We start from the raw sequence: 23,090 nt of genomic DNA on the forward strand, positions 1-23,090 counted from the left end.
AAATCATGACACAATAAAAGCCGGAGCCTCCAAGCGGACTCCCCTGGAACGTCATAGGATAAATGAGAATGGCGGAGGAGGAATGAAGGCATGCTTCGAGTTGCATTATTTACGGACACGTATACGCCTGACGTGAATGGCGCTGCTCTGACCCTGGAACGATGGATTGGCTATCTGGAGACACATGGAGTATCTACGCTCGTCTTCGCACCGGAGGCAGACCATCATCTGCCCTCTGGGCCGGGTGTGGAGCGATTTCGGAGTATTCCCTTTTTATTGTACCGGGAATGCAGACTTGCGATCCCCAACGCCAAACAGATCAACGAGCGTCTGTCAGCCTTTTCCCCGCATTTGATTCATGTCGCTACTCCGTTTAACCTTGGCCTGTATGGAACAAGCTACGCAGCCAAACACCATATTCCACTCGTCGCCTCATATCACACCCACTTTGATAAATACCTCGAATATTACAAGCTTCGCTGGCTTGAACCTGCGTTATGGAAATACATGCTCTGGTTTCACAGACATTGCGAAAGGGTGTATGTCCCTTCTCAATCAACCATGGAATTGTTGCGCAATAAAGGAATGGGGCAGCTCGAAATCTGGAGTAGAGGCATTGATACTGACCGATTTCAACCAAAGGTGGACCGTAATGCAGTATGGAGGAAATGGGGCGTTCATGCAGATGCATTTGTTATTTTGTATGTGGGCAGGCTTGCACCGGAAAAGGGGATAGACACGTTACTGGATTCCTATCTCCAGTTACCCGACGACGTCCGCGCAGCCTCTGTGCTGGTCATTGCAGGAGATGGTCCATTGTATAAGGTCAAAACTACAGCGGATATAGGGGTACCGGAGCATGCAGTCCACTGGCTTGGTTTTGTGAAAGGGCCGGAATTAGCTGAACTCTACGCCGCAGCCGACGTATTTCTCTTCCCTTCCACCACGGAAACCTTCGGCAACGTTGTACTGGAGGCTATGGCGAGCGGTACACCTGTGGTCGGTGCCAATGAAGGCGGGGTAAAAGATAATCTAATCCATGGAAAAACAGGACTATTGTGTCCTGCTGGGGACGCCGCTGCCTTTGCCAAAGCTGTACACCTGTTGTACGAGGATGCCTCACTTCGCGATTCTATGTCCAGAGCGGGTAGAGCCTACAGCCTGAAGCAGACGTGGGACCGTATTTTTGAACGGCTACTGGACAGCTACATGGACGCAGCAACCCTACACCTCGACAGCCGTCCCATGACGCGAATGTAGCCTTCAAAAACAGCGAAATTCCAGATAGCATGATAAAAGCGAGGTAAATAAATTCTGCTAATACCTTAATTGTTTCAGCAGCTTGTTATGTACCCCACTCAACAAAATCACTGCGGTCAAGGCACCGATGAACGCAAGAAGCATATCCCATTGGGTATCCCATACATCTCCCTGTGTGCCCAAAAAGGCTTCTGCTGCCGTTCCGGTTGCCTTGGCTACAGCAAACTCAATCAGCTCGTACACAGCGCTGATCGCAAGACACACACTAACCGTGAGGAAAGTGAGCCAGCTCCCGCTTCCCAAGGCCGTTTTACGCAACAGCACTTCCCTGACAATGAGTGCAGGTACAAAACCTTGTACAAAATGCCCAAGTCGATCATAATAATTGCGCTCCAGTCCGAACGTATCCCGGATCCAGTTGAACAGTGGCATTTCGGCATAGGTATAATGTCCACCGACAATCAAGATCAATGCGTGCAGCCAGATTAGGGTGTATACCAGATTGGTAAACCGAAATCTACGGTACAAAGCCGTCAGCAGCACAGCTCCCAAAACCGCGGGTAGAACTTCCAGTACCCATGTAAAATAATCCACCGGGCGAATCAAGGACCAAATGAGGGCAAGCGCCAGCAATACAAGTAAAACAAGCGGGTAGCGATCATTTTTAGACCATGCCGTTGCCTGGTTCATCTTCATTCCTCCTCAGCCCAAAGCTCTAGCCTTCGTTCGTTACGATATGTTTGACACGCCCAACCTGTCCGTCTGCCAAACGCACTTTGATTCCATGCGGATGACGCGGGGAATTGGTCAAAATATCTTTCACCGTTCCTCGCGTCAGCTTACCGGTAGGCTGATCCTTTTTAAGTACAATATCTACCTGAAGACCAGCGCGGATATCGGATCGATTCTGTCCGTTCATTGTAGCTATTCCTCCTTTGTTTTTACATTTTTTGATGATATCCAGCCACTCAGCTGCAATCAAATCACCAGCGACGCCATTCGTCCTGGCGGTTGTTCCCCATCCAGACTACGCACATCGTGGATACATAGCTGACGAGCAAAATGACGAATACCATCCCACTAAACTCCACAAAATGAGTACGTTGCAAGGAGTCTGCCCATATGGAAGATACTTGTGCATACAGTTGAGAGGGCGCAGAAACAATATCCCATGTGTTCCCTCGAAAGAAACGGCCAATGTAAATACCCAGGCTACTCAACAAGAGTACCGCCAGCATAAACAGCCAACTAACAAGCCCACCACGTGCACGCTGTACCAATTGTCGTACGGATTCGAGCGATACAAAACCCATTGTCAGGCCAAGTACGGCTACCAGCAGCATTCCCAGTACATGATTCCAAAAGTACGGATTTCCCCAGAAGCGTTGCTCCCCGAGAAATGGATATCTGGCGAATACATGCAGCAAATCTGTGATCAAATAGGGTGTATTGGGATAAAAGAAAAGCCATGCCGCCCCCGTAATCCAGAGTAAAAATGTCCTCGTTCCCCGCCTCCACGAGCTGTACATTACATCAAGCAGTAGCGTCAACACCATAGGAATCCAGGCCAACATCATATTCCACCAAATAAAAAGATAAGGGCGGCCCCCTGAGGGCAGTCGCACGTTAATGATCCACAATGTACTGATTACGGAGCATAAGGCCAGTGCTAAAAAAACATAGAGTTTTAGTGGATAATTTAACGATCTTAAACGGGCATACATATGTGTCTTTCCCTCCTTGTAACCGTCTTGCCTTCCTGACGTTCCAATTTACACCTGTTCTGGACAGTGTACACCACAATGGCTTCAAGCTCAATGGAAGCGCTCTACCCTGGCATAAATGAACATAAAAAAACATCCGTTCTCCGGGAATGGACTTCATCCCCGAAAAATAGATGCTTACTGTGTTTTAGACTTCACTCACAGGTAAAGGCGACATACGAATGCGGATCGTATGATCAAACGGAGTCACCCAATTAACCAGCAATGTATGGCAATCCATGGGGAGAGTGGCTCCCCTTACCGAATTAGCCTTATGCTCTACGGTTGTTCCCAGCAGCTCAAACCACGCATTCCCAGATTCATAGCGCGCCATACCGCCAGTCCAACATTGAACCGTTTCGTTAACCAGCCTGTATTCCCCGCAAGTGAAGCGTCCTTCGCGCCCAAAAATAAATCGAATCTGTGTCATGCAATCTACTGGACCCTCTGAGCGAAAACGAAGCGTCCACATATCGCTCTGACGATCCACATCGACCCGAATTTCATGCTTTTGTTCATGGGTTAATGGCCGTTTGTGATGCGGAAGCAAGTACCACGGACTGACTTCCTCCTGCGAGGTAGGCGGCAGATCTAAGGTCGCTACAGGGCCATAATAACCTTTGACCTGTGTGCCCGACAGAGTCCAACCATGTTCGTGAGCTGTCAGCTTCTGCATGGGTACAAAACCAGGCGAGAAATACGATGCAACCTGAACCGCCAATAATCGTGCATCTCCGTGCCGCAACGATAGGAACGATGAAGCCTCGGTCATCAGTGTGGCACTGGTATCCTCCTGCCGATATCGAACGACTGGCGCGCCAAAGTCCGTATGCAGTCGGCTATGATAAATCTGCTGGTGATGGCCTGCCTCATCCATTCGACTCAGATAGTCAGCCCTTGGGAAGTCTCCGTTCAGTAACTGGTTGTAGGTGACAGGTAATGTAGCTGGCAATACTTGACGAGTTTGCAAACGCGGATCTAGTAAAAAGCGCACAGCCGCATTGATAGGAGCACCACCCGGATGATCCATGACTTGAATAGCGGCGACAGCCATCGCTTCAAATATAGCGTCCTCATCCTCTGTAGCCAGCATGGCATATGGTAGAAGATAAGAAGATAAGTTCATGATCACCCCAAAATCCTGTCTCCCTGAATACTCTGTGACCACTTCACCATCAGGATGGACAAGGTACACCATCATGCGTAAATTACGACGCACCGACTCTAGTAGCTCCGGCAGTTTTAATAATCGGGCAGCATGAATCAGCATAATATCGCTAACGGCATTATAAATTCCGTTGCTGCGCTCCGTCCATTCGCCATCTGGCGTCCCGTCCAGCCCTTCGGCTAGCCAAGCCTCAGCCCGCACGAGCGCCTCGGGCAGATCAAACAGCTCATGTAGAAATCCCAGCGCAGCACACAAAACCCAACGGTGATTTGGCGTATGGCAACCTCCGGTCAGCATGACCGGAATCGTCCGCTCCAGAAACAAGTAGATCGCATCAGTCACCCGACGCAGCTCCAGCCAGTCGTCACCAACCAGCAGCTGATAGACCTGGGCGTAGCCTACCACCACGAACGCTGTATCCGGTGGCGAGTGAAAATTGGTCCAGCCCGGTGAAATAGAACCGTCCTCATGCTGCACACGTAGCATGTACTGCGCAGCCAGCTCCAGTCGGATGAGTACATCCTCATTCCGATAATATGCAGAATCCGGATTGACGAGCGCTGCCGCCCAGATCGCCATTGCGGCAGGAGTACCAACCGAATGATTAGGCCAGGCGATTCCATTCTCATCATCAGTCACTCCGCCGTAATAACGGCTGTCAGCATCCAGTACCTGATGGTCCATACCTGGTTTTACCCAGGCATCGTTGATCGCTACGATTTTACTATACATTCCTCTCAACCCCTGTAATATCCATAATCGTTTATCATCCTTGCGGCTGAAGCTTCGCTATCTTACTTGTCAGCAACTCATGGCTACGTTCAATATCCTCCGGCTGACAAGCTGCTTTCAGCTCATAAACCTTAATAGGGGCCTGCCGGATAATATTCACAAAACGATCGAAGAACTCCAGATCACCACTATGAATATAAGGGCACCAGTGATCGGATAAACCAATGGTTTCATGAATATGAACACCGAGAATATAGTCGATCATTTCATTGGCTTCCTTGGCGTTGTCGTACAGTCCCATTCGGTCCATAATCATACCGTGTCCAATGTCATACCACAGATAGACAGGTGCACCCTTCAAACGATCTATAATCGTCTTTGCCTCCTGCAACGTAGGCATCTGATAGCAACGTGAACGCGTTTCAATGCCAATGGCTACATCATATCCCTTGGATGCGATGCGGTCACACACCTCTTCCAGACTATCACGGATGCGTTGTACATAGTGCCCACTCAGTGAATTCCGACGCTCCAGCATTTGGCCCCACAACGTTTGATAAGCAGCAGAATCCCTGCCCTGCTCATTGAAAATATCCTCTAGTTCCTCACTGATATCATATGGAAATGGAACCTCTCCGGGATGCACAACTACCGCTTTTGCACCATAACGATGCGCATATTCCGCAGATTGCACCAACAGCTCTATCGCACGTTGTCGCTTGCTTTCATCGTCAAACCCGAGCAGAACGGAATCCGTGCCGTAATCCGGGTCTGGTGTATGAGGAAATGTATTATGCACACTCGATATGCCGATTTCTCCCCGCTCAATCATAGGCTCAATCGTCGTCAGCATTTCCCGGGTAATGTTATAGTTCAACTCCACCCTGCTAAAGCCCAACTGACGGATTTCCTCTACAAGTTCTCGGCCGACCGTATGCTTTTTAATATTCCAACAGGTGGAAAAGGAATATTCCCCCTTCGCCTTCATTATCATCACCCTTTCACCGCTCCCACCATCACGCCGCTGACAAAATATCTTTGCAGCCACGGATACACTAGCAGAATTGGAACCGTTGCAAAAATGACACTTGCTGCCTTCAACCCTTCAGGCGTAATTCTCGCGCCACTGGCTCCTTCCAGCCTGGTTAGCTCGGATACCATATTATTTTGAATCATTTGATACAGCTTGAGCTGTAACGGGAACAAGTCGGGGTTTTGAATATACATCAGCGTATCCTGAAATCCGTTCCAACGGCCTACACCGTAAAACAGGCTTAATGTCGCCAGCACAGGCAGGGACAGCGGCAGTACAATCCGAAGCAAAGTGCCGAACTGGCTGCTGCCATCGATTTCTGCTGCTTCTCCCAAGCTTTCTGGAATCCCATTAAAAAAGGAAATCAAAATAATCAGATAAAACGGGCTGATCAGCCCTGGTAAAATAAGGGACCACATATTATTCAACAAATGTAAGTCGCGCACCAGAATGTATTCAGGAATGATGCCGCCGCTGAAAAACATCGTTACTACAATAATGAACATAATCGTTTTACGACCTCTTAGGTGTTTCTTTGTTAATGGATATGCTGCGATAATTGTCATTAACATACTCAGCACTGTCGTGATCAGCGTCAGCATAACTGTAAACCCGAGCGAACGGATCATGCTCATATCAGAAAAGACCTTTCCGTATGCCTTCAAATTGAACTCTACTGGGAACAAAGTAACTTCCCCGGATGTAATGGCCCGGTTCGAGCTAAAGGAAATAGACAAAATGTGAATAAACGGGGCCAAGCACAGTAGTACAGCCACAGCCACTAACACGGTGGTTACGATATCAAAGGTGCGATTTGCAGTACGTTCACTCATCAGATGTCAGCTCCTTTCCCCTTACATAATACTTTCATCTGTCAGTTTCTTGGAGGCATAGTTAGCTCCTAATACGAAGATGAGACCAACCACAGCTTGGAACAGGCCTACCACCGTTGCCAGCGTATATTGCCCGGATTCCATCCCGATGCGATACACGAACGTGCTAAGTACATCGGAATAATCTCGAACCGCCACATTTCCAATTACATAAGGACGATCAAAGCCAATGGTGATCATATTACCCAAATTAATGATAAGAAGCGTAGCAATAGTCGTTTTCATGCCAGGGATCGTAATGTACCAAATTCTTTTCATGCGTCCTGCACCATCTACCTCGGCAGCTTCGAACAATTCCCGGTTAATCCCGGTCAAGGCAGCGAGGTACAAAATCGTTCCCCAGCCTGCACTTTGCCACACTCCTGTCAGCAGGTAGGTGAGTACCCAGTCATTTTTATCTGTCAAAAATGGAATCGCCTGAAAGCCGAGCGAAGTAAGCACATTGTTGATCATGCCGGACTGCGTACCAAACACCTGGTACACAATCCCGCCAATAATCACCCACGAAATAAAATGGGGAACATACAAAATCGTTTGTGACAGCTTTTTAAACCAGACTACTTTCATTTCATAGAGCAAAATCGCCAAGATTAAAGGTGCTGGAAAAGATACCAGCAAATCAAGCAGGTTTAGCACGATGGTATTGCGCAGCGTTCGATAAAAATCATCCATACGAAACACTTCTCTAAACGCATCGAACCCGATCCACTCACTCCCTGTAATTCCCTGAAAGAAGTTGAAATCCTTAAACGCGATCTGTACTCCCCACATCGGACCATATTTGAACACAATGAAGTAGGCCAGGGGCAGCACAAGCAACGCGTATAATTGCCAATATCTGCGGAAGTAAACGTTCCCTTTCATGCGCTGTCTCCTCCTTTACTTTCCGCCTTCTTACTTGCCTGTCATGGCCTTATAAGCTTCGGTACGCTCATCCAATATCGCTTGACCACCGCTCACCATATAATCCTTCAACGCCGCTTCGAATGTTGCATCAAACTGCGCCGGAGGCACCATCACGGATTTAACGACCATTTCGTCAAACTTATCCAGCAATGAGTTACTGTATTTGGACTCGGCTTTAATCGGATGGTCAAATTTCACTGGTGAAATTGTGTCCGTGTTGGAAATATCCATCGCCTTGCGAACATCCTCTTGGAATTGGGACGGCATGCCCAAAACAAAGGCTTCCTTGTTTTTGTTATCGTCTCCTGCAATCTTGCCATTCGCAATAATGACCACATCACCCTGATTATAGATACGATCCTGCGCTTCTTGTGTCGGTTTCTCCTTGGCAACTGGAATTCCGTCTTTCAAGGTATAGTTCTCGCCTTCCACACCATTTTGCATATCAAGCAGCACCTTCTCGGAAGACATCCAGTCGAGATACTTGATCGCCTCAATCGCATGCTCACTGGATTTAGGTACCATAATGTAGAGTCCATTGGATGCAAATTCTGGCTTGGCGTGCTTACCCTCACTGTTGGTATAAGGGTCCATTGGAGTCAGCTTCGCTGCGGACTGGTTAGCCAACAGATTCGGATAGGCGGAGTCGTTATAATAGATGTTGTCGTAATCTTCACTGAAAAAACCGGTATTTCCGCTTTGAATATCCTGAGTCAGCTGTTTTTTGTCCTTATCCAGACCAAAGTCCTTGCTGATCAGATTCTCATTGTAAAGCTTGTTCATAAACTGAACTCCATCCTTGAATCCAGGTAGCAGGATTGGATAGTCACGGGAACCCAGCTCTTGGGTTAGCGTATATTTCTGCTCATCTGTCACTGGCTTAATAAAAGACCACAACAGCGGATCATATTGCCCCGGCTCCATCGTCATCCCCAGCGGAACGACCTTACCGCCGGTCTTACCGGGGTCTTTTTCCTTGAACGCTTTTAGCGTGTTGTATAGTTCATCTGTCGTTTTAGGAACAGGCATATTCAGCGTATCGAGCCAATCCTGGCGAATAAAAGAGGAATATTTTCCTAAGATGGTACGTTTGCCGGGAATGGCGAACTGCTTGCCCCCCACCTGACCGTAGCTGAGCGTATCTTCACCGAGGAATTTTTTAAGATTTGGGCCGTACTCATTCAGCAGAGGGGTCAAGTCTGTCAGTCCACCCTGCTCCGCATACCGTTCAAAGGTTCCGGAATCATAAGTGAACACGATATCAGGTACATCACCACCGCTAGCCATCAGAACATTCAGCTTGGTAACTTCTTCGGAGCGCTGAACGGGCACGTACGTCAGATCAATATCGTTGGGTTTGCCAAAGTTTTCTTTTGCATATCGGGTTAAATAGCTGTCAGTAATGGTATAGCCCTGAGGTGTATTGCCTCTGTCAAAAATTTCAACCTTCAATGAACCACCCTTGTTTCCGGTAGCGGTCGAAGCCTTGTCCGCCTCACCCGACGAGCATCCGCTCAATACAACCGACAGTGCAACCGTAGCTGCAAGCAGCAGACGAAGCTTCTTCAATGTTCCTCCAGCCTTATTCCCACTCATTCCTGAACACCCCTTTGTCTGCTTTTCCCGTTCGTCGCCTCTTCTGAGGAGGAGGTTATGACATTTCATGCATCGGCATGAGTCTGTCCCTTTTGGTCCGGGATGTGCCTTAGTATGACATGACCGCAGGAAAACTGACAATAAACTAGTTTCCCAATCATAAACCGGTTGATTGAAAGCGATTACTGAACATGATGAAGCGCTTACTCTTATTAAAAATCACTATTTTCCTGTGAATAAACCATTTTCTTTGTTCGTTTTGTGTGAGATATAGTTCCATATCACGTGATTTAAAAGTTTTTCGCACGAAAAAAAAGAGCATCCTCACCCTCATCAGGGATTCGATGCTCACAATCAATGAAATACTAACGTCACTGCTCCTACTGTGAAGTCTCTGAAGGGAGGCTCATGGATAGCTTGCGTACCTTCCCTGTTTTCCCATCCTTACGGCTACGTGATACATAAACCATCATTAATGCCCCCAAGGTTGCGCTGATCAGACACGCCAGGTTCATTAATTGCGGCCCTCCAGCGTGAAGAAGAAAGCCATTTAACAAATTACCTACAATCCCTGCCAGCCCGGCAAATACCATATTGAACACGCTTTGTCCGGTCGCTTGCATATCCTTTTCAGTTACATGTGAAACATACTCGACCGCTGCGATGTAGAAAAAACCAAATGACAATCCGTGCAGCACCTGCACAGCAATCATAACGGTAGGGTCGGGAAAAGCTAATTGAATTCCCCATCGAATCATATAAGCGACTGCCCCTAGCAAAAGAGTTCTCTCTAACCCAATCTTTCGAATCACTCGTGAAGCGAGCAGCATGGAGGGGACATTCGTAATGGACGCAATCAGCAGAGCAACCCCGACCAAGCTCGTAAGTCCTCCCGACATCTTAAAGGCCAATACAAAATAGGTGTTGAATGCAGTTAACGTCTGATTTACTAAAAAACTGCCCCCCAAAAATATTAAAAATGTCCTGTTGCGTATCAATTGACCAATGCCGTCCGAAAACGATTTGCGCAGCACGAGATCCTCCTCCGTATTTTTCGGCAACGCCAGCGCCGTCAGGGCCGCAAGACTGTTCAGCACCAAAAAAGGTACCCACATCATAGTCACAGATAACAGCGATACAAATAGCCCCCCGGCGTAACCGCCCACCGCATTGCCTATACTCGCCATAAATCGTATACTGCCATAGGTCGTTCCTGCCTTCTTGGCCGCCACAATCGCATAGGAATCCGCAATCGGCGCCTGCGTTGCCGTAAATATTGCCATAGTGGAATACACAAGCGCCATCAGAACAAAACGCTCCGACTGATAACATACAGCCATAATTCCCGGAACCGCTACACTCAAAATGAGCACCAGCCGCATTTGACGATATTGATCCACAATAATTCCCCATATCGGCTGAACCAAAATGGATACCAGCGTACCAATTGCCATCAGAACACCGACACTGCTGCTCGTCAATCCATTCTGAACCAGCAGTAGTGTCAAATATGGATTAAACATGCCCCCTGCCAAGCCAATAAACAAATAGAAGCTTCGTAGCTTCAGCATTTGTGAGCCTACCATCTGGAAACCTCCCTGTTGTTTAGCGTACCGAGTTGTCCAGAATCGTAGCCAATGCTCCGATGGCCCCGGCTTCATTCCCCAGACCAGCAGGTACAATAGTACAAGGAATATCCGTCCATAAGGCTACTCTTTGCCGAATTTCATCCAAATAATACGTGTTACCTTCTGCTACACCGCCACCTACAACGATCATTTCCGGGTTCAGCAGGCTGATCACATTCGTCAAAGCCATCGCCATATGCACTAGTGCAGGCTCTAAAATCATCTGTGCTTCTACATCCCCTTCGGACGCCGCTTGCAATACATGTCTCGCCCCTACCTCGTCCCTGTTTCCTCCTGCTAGCCGGATCATGTGTGTACCTGGTATGCCAGAGGCGAGTGCTGATTTTACACTGCGCGTTATTGCCGTCCCCGATGTTAAAGATTCGAACACACCGAACTCATCCGTCCCTTTCTGTTTTGCTGCTTGCCGTGCCTGTTCCTCGCCTGCAATCCAATAAGCCATTTCACCTGCTCCGCCTGCGGCTCCCTTATACATCTCTCCATTTAAAATAAGGCCACAACCGATACCTGTTCCCACCGTTATCATCATCACATGCCGTAATCCCCGAGCTGCCCCTAACCATTGTTCTCCCAAAGCAGCCATATTCACATCATTATCCAGCACTAAGCGACCACTGTATCGGTGTGCAACGATAGATCGTATACTTTCATGCGCATTACCGCCATGCGTACTGTCGCCATGTATACGATCTTGAACACTCCATGGAATTGCCGGGGCGTGGGTAATCGTTCCGCTATCGTTATCCACCACACCAGGGAAACCGATACCTATGCCTTTTAACTGTGCCAGCGACAAGCCTTCCTGCTTCAGACAATGGTCCAGCTCCTCAAACAGACTCTCAAAGAAAAAATGGGCATCCTTCGTATGAACTGTCGGAAATTTATGCCTCACCACTACTTGCCGCTCCGCTGTGCCGATACAGATCAGCGTCTTCGTCCCGCCAACATCAATGCCTGCGGCCCAGCCGGAAGCCTTCGGCTCATCCCTGTGTTGCTTTTGTACATACATGTCCGCCATAGCCATCCTCCGTCATTCCGGTTCGCCATCATGCCTGCCAATACATCGGCTGTTGACGCCCTGTAGGTTCAAGATATGGACATAAGTATCGCATTTGAACACCTGTGCCGCAATAAACTAAATTCCGCCCCATAAACTGACGCGCTTTACTCCCCTTTTTAATGAAAAAAACAAAAAAGGCGAGCGCCTATAGCGCTCCCCCTGTTAATGAATCCTCCGGTTTTAATCTCAGCTTGCGATAATCTCCCGGCGTTACGCCGACTACCCGCTTAAATACCCGCCCAAAGGTAATCGAATTGGCATAACCAACCTGAGTCGCAATATGCTGAACCGTCTCGGTCGTGTTACACAGCATTTGCTGGGCATGATTCATACGGAGCCGGGTCAAAAAATCGACGAATTTCATATCAAATTCTGTTTTAAATAGATGACTAGCATATTTAGGTGACACATCAAAACGTTCACTCAAATGATTTAACGATAAATCCGGATTCGTATAGTGCTCTTCAATATATTGCTTCATTTCGCTAACCATAGCCCGGTAGCTTTTGGTTTCACTGGCGGCAACGTAAGTCCGATACACAGTGGTCATGTGCTCCAGCATTAGCGTATGCATCACAGCCAATGAAGAAGCAGACTCGACCTCACATTTCCATCTTTCTGCTTCCGGTCCGTTAAAATAACGATCCAGCGCCCCCGATACATCCTTCATCTCACGCATTTCCCGTTGCAGCAGTTCTTGCATCCACTGCATTACCGTTAAAATATCCCCATCCTTCAGCTTGTCTGTTTCCATTGCCCCAAATAGTCCTTCCAGCTGTACACGCCAATCGTGGCTCGCCAGCCGAAAAGAACGAATCGTCTCCGAAATCAGCGGCAAATAAGAGTATAATGGAATGTCATCAGCCTGCGGAACCTGTTCACTGGTTACAATATCACGCACTCCAAGCGTTAACCGGTACCGCAGAGCAGAAATGGCGGACCGATAGGAATCCTGAACATGCGCCAACTCATGAATCTGGCCGCCTATCCCAATCGTGAGCTGTACACCCAGATGCCCATGCAGCCACTCACAGCCTGTTTGTGCCATTTCTTGCAGCTTCACACCCAGTAAGCCTTCCCCATCATCTACCTCTTTCCGCAATAAAATGGAAATTCTTTTACGACTCATCCATTCTGCCCAGCCCTGCCATCCATAGGTAGCTGCTAGTTCCTGTACCACACCAAGCAACGACAGGCTTAAACGCTGATCTTCGCCCCCATGATCCTCTAAACGTCTGCTACCGTCTGCTGTCTGTGGCAGATCCAGATCGTGCAACTCTACCACCATGACAGCATAAACCAGAGTAACACCTCTCTTCCCGCCATCCGCAAAAGGAGAAAGATCATTCAGCCGAAGCTCTACCGTTTCGGTGCCTGTACCTTCCATAAGATCAAGGAACAGCTGCCGCCGCCGAATGAGTATATTCGCATGCTCCTGCTGTTCATAATCAATCGTTTGCCGAATCAGACTTTGCAACGCATGATCAATCATCCACAGCTCGTCCTTGTTGTTTTCCTCACCCGGACGGCTGGGCAGTTGTTGAATACGCTGCATCATCAGCTGAATTGGCCTGTAATTTCTGCGGGTCACATAAATAATGTAGATCACCGCTAATATAACAACAGCCAATCCAACTACAATCCAGACGTAAGAGATAACAGACACCCACTCGAACAACTGTCCGGCACGAATACCACTTTCAAAACTCCATCCCAGCCGGGGGGACATCAGATGAGTCAGTTGCTGCCCGTCCTCTGCTTTTACAGCATCTTTTGTACCGGATGCAGCTGGATAAATGGTTTGACCGCTAGCATCATTAATCACCAGATAGGAAACTGTCGGATTCGTCATTTGACCAATCATTTGCTGCAACGGATACACACCGATATTGATTACCAGCAGCCCTTGTCCTCCAAAAGGCAACGGGAGGCGCTTATGCATCGAAATCACACGTTCTGACGTATGTGTTCCCGGCTCCGTCCATTCCCGCACAGGTGACCACTGCCGATCCTCCGACCGAAGAGCCTGCTCAATATACGGATAATCACCGAATGTCGAAGCATCCTGAAGTCCACTTCTCGTTAACACCGTGTGATCCTTCGTTCGATAAATATAAACGGAATGTACCAGTTCATGATTATCCTTAAGCGCGCGTAGGCTTCCAACCAGCCCATACAGCATCGTGCTGCCACTTTGCGCCTGCCCATTCAGAAAAGAACTGTAGCTCTTGTTCGTCTCCGCCTCGCTTAATACGTCCATTTCTACCTTTGTCAGCGACTTCTCCACACTGTCCAGCACAAATCCGGTTGTAATCCGATTCGCCTTTCCAGTTTCATTGCGCGATATCTCGTTTACAATCAGGAAGGATAAAAAAATGAGGATCGACACCGTTAACATAAAAATCGGGAAATAGGAAAAAAGCAATCTCCTGTACCAGCTCTTTCGCATCATGTCCTCCCCCTGCCGCCTAATGCTTTCATGACCCTCTCTATAGGGCTTCGCTCAACACTAAGCATACTCGTGATGTCAGTTTTAATGCGGATTTGATTATACTTTGAACCTATTCTACCAAAATTAGATGCTAAATAGATAGATTTCTTACAAATGATCTGTTATCACTTAAGTCGAAAACCCTCTTTTGTTATGTATATTAACATTATGAAAACGCTTTACATATCATAAAATAAATTTATATTATAAAAAAAGCCTATCCATCATCTACTTAAAGACGGATAAGCTTTTACTGTTGTCTAACCTTGTATCCAATTGACCAATGAATGTACTGTCAATGTACCCGGCGCAGCTGTCACAAATGCTGATGAACCGTTGCGCAAGGCCAAGAATTCCACTGTTTTTGGAATACCGGGAGCCAGATCCAGATGGTTGTCACTGAAAACACCTTCCTGCTCTGCCGATAGCCACACGTGTCTAGCAAGTACATCCGAACACAGCATGAATCTGCTGCCTCCACTTCCCTGAATCTCTGTCACTTCAATTTTTGCCTGCGGTAAATCCATCTCTTTTGTGTCTGCAAAATAAATTTCACCAGAGGCCACCTGTTCACCATTCTGCGTCAGACGCGCGACCAGCATATGCTCCGCCCGCTTCAGGCCACTCAGCCATTTGTCGATAGGCAGTATATGTACAATTCCTGCACCGCCTGCTGGTTGATTTACCTTAACGTTTTCTTCACGAATAGCCTGGCTGCTACGGATATGCAAAAGCGTCAGCCGCAGCGTTCCTGATATCGGCTCTAGTGTATCGTTGACCAGATGCAGGGCCTTATTCCCCTGTCCTGTATCTGTTGCACTCAACAGCACATCGGCAAAGCTGCGCTTAGCCGTATATTGGAGCGCTTTCCAACGACCAAAATAGTCCATACTCGACCAGGAGGCAACGGGCCAGCAGTCATTCATTTGCCAGTATAATGTTCCCATGCAATAAGGCTTGTGACGACGATGCGCCTCTATAGCTACTTTCATTGCTTCTGCCTGTAAAATTTGGCTCATGGGAAGAAAACTTGTAAAATCCTTTGGCTCTCGCATGTACCGCTCCATATATTCTTTAATCAGACGATTGCCTGCGCTGTTCTTCTGATGTGCCAGCATCACCGCAGATTCCAGCTCCAAATCCTTTTCTTCCGCATAAGTACGAACGGACTTGTATTCTGGAAAGGACTGAAAACCATATTCACTCATAAAACGACCCACATGGACATGGTAATTCTCAAACGGCTCAGACGCGTGCCATACACCCCAATAATGAATATCACCTGCAGCTGAAGACCGATGGGCATGCTGGTTCCGATCTCTCGTCAGGTCAATCAGTGGGGAGGAGGGCCAATATGCTGTCTGCGCAGACCAAGTGTGTACCGCCTCCGGTAGAATCCGATGAAAGAGCGTTTCATAATCATCCCACAGGCGCTCCCGTTGCTCAGGTGTGTAGTCCTTTTTCCACCCCCAGCCTCCGTTCTCTTCATAATGCGCCCATGCAGAATCGATCTCATTGTTGCCGCACCATAAGGCAATGCAGGGATGATGACGCAGCCGCTTGATATTGTCCTCGGCTTCCTGTGCCACATTGTCCATAAAATCCTCATCCCCTGGGTACATGCTGCAGGCGAACATAAAATCTTGCCACACGAGCAAACCGTATTCATCACAAAGCTCATAAAATACGTCTTGTTCATAAATACCGCCACCCCACACCCGCAACATATTCATATTCGAGGCTGCTGCACTGGCAATTTCATACCGATATCGTTCCATCGTAACTTCAGTGACAAAGCTGTCATTCGGAATATGGTTAGCCCCTTTTGCAAACACTGGAATTCCGTTCAGCTCAAAATAAAAGCTCTCTCCTGCTGCATCCCGTTCACGTACAAGACGGATGGAACGCAGCCCCGTTTTTACTGATTTTTCCGCGATTACAGCTCCTTGTTCTTGTTCCACCAATTCGGCCACAAACGTATATAGATGCGGCTCCCCCAGCCCACGGCACCACCACAGCTTCGGCTTCTTCATCTCCAGCTCCAGCTCCACCGTCTGCTTCCCCTTCAGCAGCCGAACTGGCTTGGACCACACCTTCCCGTCAGCGGAAATACGCAACTCGGCATCTCTAATCTCATCTGCATTTTCGATCTCTACCACTGCCATGAGTTTAGCCCCTACCGAGTTCACCTCGTCCTGTCGAATAAACAAGTCTCTCACGATCAGACCAGACCACGCTTCGATCCGGACCTCTCTCCAGATACCGCTCGTCACCAGCCTCGGTCCCCAATCCCAACCATAGTGGTAGGGAGCCTTACGTGCGAAAACGCTTACCTTTTTGTCGGACAAACCACCTATCTCGGACTGATCATTGGGTGCAGGGAGTCCATAACCTAAGCTTTCCAGCTTGGGTACATCTTCAGCAATCGGAGAACGAAAACTGATTTCCAGCCGATTTCCCCCTTGCTGAACAAATGCCTTCACATCTTGTCTCCATACCTGAAACATATTATTGGCTGACAAGACAGATTGACCATTCACTTTTACATCCGCGTATGTGTCCAGACCTTCCAACACCAACTCTACACATTGACATTGAAGCTGATCTGCATTTATCTCAAAATGGGCTTCATATACCCAATCCTGCTTATCAATCCACTGTACCTCCATCTCGTTCATACCGATAAACGGATCAGGAATTTTGCCATGTCGTAAAAGATCGGTATGCACACAACCCGGCACTTTCGCGCTGAGCCACTCATCACTTTGTGCTTCCCTAAACCTCCAGCCATCCAACCCTATCACATTAACCATCGTCACAAGCCTCCCTATAAGCATGATTGGGAACATCTGGATTCATCAGTAACATAACAAAAATAACATTAAGCTAACAAAGTAGTCAATTGTTTTTTGGAACAAATGACAAAATACAAAATAAAAGTCGCCCTCTGCCCCTAAACAGGCTAAAAGCGACCTCCTTCGTCTCCACGGTGTATGGTGTCATAACACGTACCTGGACATTAACTATATGTGATTGTGCTGATGGAACGCTCACGGTCATCATTTTCCCGACTGATCCGGGGTGCATGAACTTCCCGTACGAATAGCTCAGCATGTAGCAATTTTTTCTCGACAGGCGAGTCCGGGTTCGTTATGCGCCACAACAACTGGTCCACTGCACGCATTCCCAGCAATTCCTTATCCACTCTCACCGTGGCATAAATCGGCATTTGTTCATTCGTATCGTCAAACCCGGTCACTCCGCAACGCCTCGGAACGTCAATCCCCTTTTCTTTCAGCACATCCACGACTTGCGCAGCAGTCACATCATTAGCACATACAAAAACCTCAGGCAGTTCGTCCTCAGACAACTTGTCCATTTCCTCAGCAAGCGCCTGCGCTCCTCCGTGAAGAAGGGCTTTATTCTGCCGCAATTCTACTCCGCTCATTTCCAGTGTGGAACGACAAGCTTCCCAGCGTTCGTAGAAACTGTGAGCGTCATCAATATGACCCACAAACTGAAAGCGGGTATAGCCCCTGCACAGCAAGTCCTTCATTAATTCACTCATGCATGTGCGATTATCTGTAAACACCGTATCACTTAAAAATGCAGAATCCCAATGATCTACCATAACGACCGGAATACCCATCCGATAAATGTTCAGCAACAACGAAGTTGAAATCGTTCCTACTGTGATAATCCCTTTAATCGCCTCCGGGTTCAGTAGAGAAAACGTATCTTCAGTCGAGGGCTCCGTTAACGTGATCATATCCATACCCTTACGGTTCAGACGCTCGGAAATCCCTTCAAATACAGGCCCCCAGTACCTGGATTCCCTGTTCTGGTACCTAATATTCGGAAATAACACTAGCACGGTACCCGACCATTCTCTGGGATCTGTGTCCCGAGGCTCTACCCCTGTCATTTTGGGATGACTGCGAAAATAGCCCATCTGGGCAGCAAGCTTGACCAGAACCGCCCTTGTCTCTTCACTTACACCGGGTTTGCCTGACAGTGCACGCGAAACAGCGAACTTTGAAACGCCCGCCGCATCCGCAATTTCTTGCAACGTTACTTTTCCACGCATCTTCTCACCCAACCCTATTCGGAATCTTTTTCTACCTTAGCCTTTCTAATACACGGGTGTACCTATAAACTGGTACCATCGTAGCATACTTTGTTTTAGATCATCAAATGATAGATTTGTACAATTCCACACCCTCCACCAAAATATGTTTGCTTAATAAAAAAACAAACCGCATAACAAACAATCATAAATAACTTGACGTGAGGTTTTTTATTTCCTACAATTTACTATTGAAAGCACTTACATTGTGTAAATCATACTTATTAAGGGGGATTTGCAAATGTTCATGAACAGGTCGGTACGTCAGAGCTCCATCCTGCTCCTGTCTTTGCTGCTGCTCGTTACAACGGGCTGTGCGAACGGAACAAGCAGTAAGGCAGAAAAGGAAGATCCTAATGACACCAGCCCTATTACATTTACTTTCTTTGGCGGTGATTCCAGCTCTAACTGGAACAACATGAAGGATGCTGTCGGGCAGGAAATTATCAAGAAAACGGGCGTTACGCTAAATGCTGAACATGCTGTCAATGGCCGAGGCGAGGAAAAGTTTGCTTTAATGGCAGCGAGCGGAGAGTATCCAGATCTCGTGTACCCCAAATCAGACATTGGCAAGCTGGTCGATGCCGGAGCACTCATTGACCTAACCGACCTCATTGACAAATACGGCCCTAACATTAAGAAAGTGTATGGAGACTATTTTAATCGTATTAAATATAGTAGTGAAGATCCAGCCATCTACACGATCCCGACTAATTTGGGTGTGGATCACATCGCGTTTGATGCACAAGCCGGCTTCGAAATCCAGCATCAGGCACTTAAGAAGCTTGGATATCCTAAAATCCGCACCGTTCAAGATTTTGAAAAAGCACTTAAAGATTATGTCGCCAAATACCCTACTACCAATGGCCAGCGAACCATCCCCCTATCACTTGATGCCGAAGACTGGAAAATTCAAATTACAGTGACTAACCCGGCTGTTACTGCTACAGGTGGACCCGACGATGGCGAATATTATATTGATCCTAAAACACACAAAGCCATTCTTCACTACAAGCGCCCAGAAGAACGTGAATATTTCCGTTGGTTGAACCATATGTACAATGAAGGACTGTTGGATAAGGATACTTTTGTGCAAAAAAGTGATCAGTATAAGTCCAAAATCGCCGCAGGCCGTGTCATCGGACTCATTGATCAGGAATGGAACTATCAAGATGCCGAAAATGCGCTCAAGGCAGCAGGTAAGGATGAATTCACTTACGCCCATTTTCCAGTCACTTTAAATGAGAAATACGAGGATCATTCCCTCCAGCCCATTGGCTTCGATACCGCATCCGGGATCGGAATTACAACCTCATGTGAAAATCCGGTGCGAGCTATCAAATTTCTGGATTTTCTGGCCTCCGACGAAGGACAAATTTTACGCAATTGGGGAATTGAAGGCCAGCATTACAACGTAGAGAACGGCAAACGAGTCATTCCGGCGGATGTGCAACAACGTAAAAACACCGATAATGCTTCTTTTAGTAGAGAGTCAGGAATCGGTTTGTACTGGATATGGGGGCCACATTACGGCGATAGCGTAAAGGACCCTTCTGGCAACTATTACACAACCAATTATCCGGAGATGATTACCGAAAATTATAGTCAAGCCGAAAAAGAGTCCCTTCAGGCATACAAAGCCCATACGTGGAAAGACCTGTTCCCGAACGAAAAGGATTTTCCGGTAAAAGAATGGGGGGCTGCCTACAACATGCCCGTTCCGACTAATACGAATTACAATGTTATTTATCAGAAGTCACAGGACATTGTACGCAAACGGATTCCTGAGGCCGTACTCGCCAAGCCAGATCAGTTCGACGCTGTGTATGACCGCATGCTCCAAGAGCTGGATCAGGCGGGTGTGCCAAAAGCTGAAGAAATCTACACTGGCCTAATCCAAAATCGCCTGAAACTGTGGTACGGCGAAAAATAGGGTTTGCTTTTTAAAGAAATATTATAGGGCTGACAGACAATGCTGTTCAGCCCTTCTACATTAACTTTTATATTAAACATTCTGTTTGGTTTCTTTTTCTTTCCAAGAATTACTTTTGCCTGAAACACGATTGACGTGAAACAATAAAATGATAGGAATCAACGCAATCCCGCCACACATCACCCAAGATATTTGAATAGGTGTTTGATCGGAAGACAAATCCGTAAAATTACGACTGATGATACCTGTCACGATTAAACCTACGCACATGCCTAATTGTGAAATCGCAGAATCCAGAGATAGTAGTGTAGAACGATACTCATTAGAGATTCTTTTGTTCAGAAAAATTTGTTTGGCAACCGGATACATGCCGCGCCCAATTTCATAGATCAAAAAGGTAAGCAGTACAGGATAAAATGTGTTGAACGCACCGGCTAAAATGAGCCATATCCCAATCATACCGCAAGCATACATGAGTATATGTACATCACTGTATCGTGCGCCTAGCTTTCGAACCAGGTAACTTCCCAAAGTCATACATAGTGAATACCCTGCCTTGATAAACCCCATAATCCAAATCCCTTGTTCAGAAAGGCCAACCAGACGTGGCTGTTGAAATGTATTCCCCGCCGAGTTCGAAAAGCTGATAAATAAGCCAATCATAAACACAATCCAGATAGACTTATTTTCAAAACCGATACGGACGCTTTCTCCGATAATCGTTTTAATGCGAGTAGTAGACGTCTTTCGATGAGCAACATTCTCCTCATCCATATAAAAGGAGCATAGAAAAATGCATACAATAATAGATAAAATGCTAGCCGCCCATGGAAGTGAATAGTTAAAAGTTGCGAGGAAGGCCCCCAACAGACCACAAATAAATCCCGAAATGTACTGTATACTGTTAGAGGTTGTAAAAAGAACTTCCATGGGCTTATCACTATTTTCCACAACCCATGATTCCAACGAACCTGATTGTAAACATATAGCCAGACCCCCAAAGACTTGCGCAAACACAAGCACCCCGATATGATCTGTCCAAACGAACAACACACTATAGAGTAGAAAACAACAAAGTCCCAAAATAACAGAAATTTTTCTTCCATACTTATCTGCAATAGCCCCTGTGGGTATCTCAAACAAAAAAATACTTACAAAGAATACAACTAGTAAGAAGTTTGCACTCTGCAAAGAAAGTCCTTTAGCTAATAGAAAAAGGATGAGCGTAGTCCCCGTGATTTCACTCATAAAAAATTGAAGAAAGCTGACGGAGTAAAATAGCTTATGAGATTGCACTCTTAGGATTCCGTCGCTTGCTCTGCAGCCTCGTATTCGCTTCGCAAAATCCCCATCTGAATAATGTCATAGTATTGCCCTTCCCTGAATAGCTTTTCCCGTAGCCGCCCTTCCTCCTTGAAGCCGCATGCCAAATAGCAACGGTGTGCACGTTCATTGAACGCATAGACCTCCAGCTCCAGCCGATGCAGATTCAGTGTATGAAATGCAAATTTTTGTAACAGCCGGATCGCTTCCCGTCCGTAGCCTTTGCCCAAGTCACCGTCACGCCCGATCACAACACCAAGGGTGGCGTGCCGATTTACCCAGTTGATTTTAAATAAATCCAGTTGTCCGATATAGTCCAGTGTGTCTTTATGCGCAATGACAAAACCTTTGATCTCGGGGTTGCCGTCAATCATCATCTGCAAAAAGGATTCGCTATTCACCTGTGAATGCGGGTAGATAAACACGTCGCTTAAACCACGTGTGATTTCCGGGTCATTGACCCATTTTCGGATAGCTGGTACATCTTCTTGACGGTATTCTCTCAATACAATTCGTTTTCCAATGATATGCGGCATCGTAATCTTCCCTCCAATTATGTATTTGTTTTGGCAATACTAACTCCCCGCCAACACCTTTATGCTTCCATTACTCTTACAAACTCCAGAAAACGTGTACCTTTATAATGAAGCTCCCCACGATCCCCGATCACAATCATACCAAAGTCCGTATCCTTCACCTCCAGCTCCATACGCTCACCCCCGTCAAACTCAAAGGTGATATAATAATATGTCGAAGCTGAAAAATCGCCTGATCCCCCACGCACTCTCGTCCGTTTATCCACAACCTTACATGAACGTTGTATCCGTTCGGCTGCTTGATTGGACAGGCCCGCTCCTATCGTTTTGACAATTCCCATAATCATTACAATAGCAATGAGTCCAAATACGATAAAAAAGATCATATTAAACGATTGAAATTCCATAAAATCATTTCCCATCTGCTTCATCCTTTCTACAGTAAAATGTAAATTTTCCATTCTATTGCCCATTGACAAATCGTACATCTTCACCCTCAAAAACTCCAATACTTTTTTAACATACTTACGAAAAAAAAGTTCTTTCGCTCTTTTCCGTACCCCGCTTGGACTTATACCCGATCTGGGTCCGCTGATCCCCTCTAGACCGATTGACAAAACT

At 47.0% G+C, this 23,090-nt stretch carries 18 protein-coding genes; 2 read left to right on the plus strand and 16 right to left on the minus strand.

All coding sequences use genetic code 11. From position 1 onward, the window contains the following. Positions 1-90: 90 nt before the first annotated feature. Entirely contained in the window at positions 91-1,260 is a 1,170-nt protein-coding gene (locus tag BM358_RS02025; RefSeq protein WP_028542777.1) for a glycosyltransferase family 4 protein, read from the plus strand. Between the two features lie 57 nt (positions 1,261-1,317). On the opposite strand, the gene BM358_RS02030 is transcribed toward BM358_RS02025, so the two are convergent. The 13 genes from BM358_RS02030 to BM358_RS02090 all read right to left on the minus strand — a co-directional run bounded on the left by BM358_RS02030 (position 1,318) and on the right by BM358_RS02090 (position 18,638). After that, positions 1,318-1,950, minus strand: a complete 633-nt coding sequence (locus BM358_RS02030) for a DUF2238 domain-containing protein (protein WP_023988099.1) — start codon at positions 1,948-1,950, stop codon at positions 1,318-1,320. Between the two features lie 25 nt (positions 1,951-1,975). Continuing rightward, positions 1,976-2,179, minus strand: coding sequence for a YwbE family protein (locus BM358_RS02035; RefSeq protein WP_013309792.1), 204 nt, complete (start codon positions 2,177-2,179; stop codon positions 1,976-1,978). Positions 2,180-2,243: 64 nt separating this feature from the next. Further along, complete coding sequence (locus BM358_RS02040) at positions 2,244-2,984, minus strand: DUF1361 domain-containing protein (protein ID WP_028542778.1); 741 nt, start codon at positions 2,982-2,984, stop codon at positions 2,244-2,246. A 187-nt stretch (positions 2,985-3,171) separates the two neighbouring features. Next, complete coding sequence (locus BM358_RS02045) at positions 3,172-4,923, minus strand: hypothetical protein (protein ID WP_028542779.1); 1,752 nt, start codon at positions 4,921-4,923, stop codon at positions 3,172-3,174. A 34-nt stretch (positions 4,924-4,957) separates the two neighbouring features. Next, positions 4,958-5,917 (minus strand): sugar phosphate isomerase/epimerase family protein, encoded by a 960-nt coding sequence (locus BM358_RS02050; protein WP_034095012.1) that lies wholly within the window; start codon positions 5,915-5,917, stop codon positions 4,958-4,960. Then, complete coding sequence (locus tag BM358_RS02055; RefSeq protein WP_028542780.1) at positions 5,917-6,789, minus strand: carbohydrate ABC transporter permease; 873 nt, start codon at positions 6,787-6,789, stop codon at positions 5,917-5,919. Before BM358_RS02055 ends, BM358_RS02050 begins: the two co-directional genes overlap by 1 nt. 21 nt (positions 6,790-6,810) lie before the next feature. Then, a complete protein-coding gene (locus BM358_RS02060) occupies positions 6,811-7,713 on the minus strand; it encodes an ABC transporter permease (protein WP_025721738.1) in 903 nt (300 codons plus the stop codon). 30 nt (positions 7,714-7,743) lie between these two features. Beyond that, complete coding sequence (locus BM358_RS02065; protein WP_028542781.1) at positions 7,744-9,351, minus strand: extracellular solute-binding protein; 1,608 nt, start codon at positions 9,349-9,351, stop codon at positions 7,744-7,746. Positions 9,352-9,731: 380 nt separating this feature from the next. Beyond that, positions 9,732-10,937 (minus strand): MFS transporter, encoded by a 1,206-nt coding sequence (locus BM358_RS02070; RefSeq protein ID WP_023988092.1) that lies wholly within the window; start codon positions 10,935-10,937, stop codon positions 9,732-9,734. A 19-nt stretch (positions 10,938-10,956) separates the two neighbouring features. Then, the gene (locus BM358_RS02075; RefSeq protein ID WP_028542782.1) at positions 10,957-12,018 is read right to left on the minus strand and encodes an ROK family protein; all 1,062 of its coding nucleotides are present in this window, start codon (positions 12,016-12,018) and stop codon (positions 10,957-10,959) included. Between the two features lie 187 nt (positions 12,019-12,205). After that, positions 12,206-14,512, minus strand: coding sequence for a helix-turn-helix domain-containing protein (locus tag BM358_RS02080; RefSeq protein WP_028542783.1), 2,307 nt, complete (start codon positions 14,510-14,512; stop codon positions 12,206-12,208). A gap of 299 nt (positions 14,513-14,811) precedes the next feature. Continuing rightward, positions 14,812-17,364: a beta-mannosidase gene (locus tag BM358_RS02085; RefSeq protein WP_028542784.1), complete on the minus strand. Its 2,553-nt coding sequence runs from the start codon at positions 17,362-17,364 to the stop codon at positions 14,812-14,814. Positions 17,365-17,570: 206 nt separating this feature from the next. Next, positions 17,571-18,638: a LacI family DNA-binding transcriptional regulator gene (locus BM358_RS02090; RefSeq protein WP_025723495.1), complete on the minus strand. Its 1,068-nt coding sequence runs from the start codon at positions 18,636-18,638 to the stop codon at positions 17,571-17,573. 280 nt (positions 18,639-18,918) lie between these two features. On the opposite strand from BM358_RS02090, the gene BM358_RS02095 reads away from it, so the two are divergent. Further along, complete coding sequence (locus BM358_RS02095) at positions 18,919-20,610, plus strand: ABC transporter substrate-binding protein (protein ID WP_028542785.1); 1,692 nt, start codon at positions 18,919-18,921, stop codon at positions 20,608-20,610. Positions 20,611-20,682: 72 nt separating this feature from the next. Here the strand turns inward: BM358_RS02095 and BM358_RS02100 are convergent, their stop codons facing one another. The 3 genes from BM358_RS02100 to BM358_RS02110 are packed head-to-tail and all read right to left on the minus strand — an operon-like array spanning position 20,683 to position 22,891. Beyond that, entirely contained in the window at positions 20,683-21,906 is a 1,224-nt protein-coding gene (locus BM358_RS02100; RefSeq protein ID WP_028542786.1) for an MFS transporter, read from the minus strand. A gap of 2 nt (positions 21,907-21,908) precedes the next feature. Then, a complete protein-coding gene (locus BM358_RS02105; protein ID WP_028542787.1) occupies positions 21,909-22,469 on the minus strand; it encodes a GNAT family N-acetyltransferase in 561 nt (186 codons plus the stop codon). Positions 22,470-22,528: 59 nt separating this feature from the next. Continuing rightward, positions 22,529-22,891 (minus strand): DUF2500 domain-containing protein, encoded by a 363-nt coding sequence (locus BM358_RS02110; RefSeq protein WP_023988085.1) that lies wholly within the window; start codon positions 22,889-22,891, stop codon positions 22,529-22,531. Positions 22,892-23,090: the final 199 nt, after the last annotated feature.

Origin of the sequence: Paenibacillus sp. cl130 (genome assembly GCF_900116035.1) — a bacterium.
Classification (GTDB): Bacteria; Bacillota; Bacilli; order Paenibacillales; family Paenibacillaceae; genus Paenibacillus; species Paenibacillus polymyxa_B.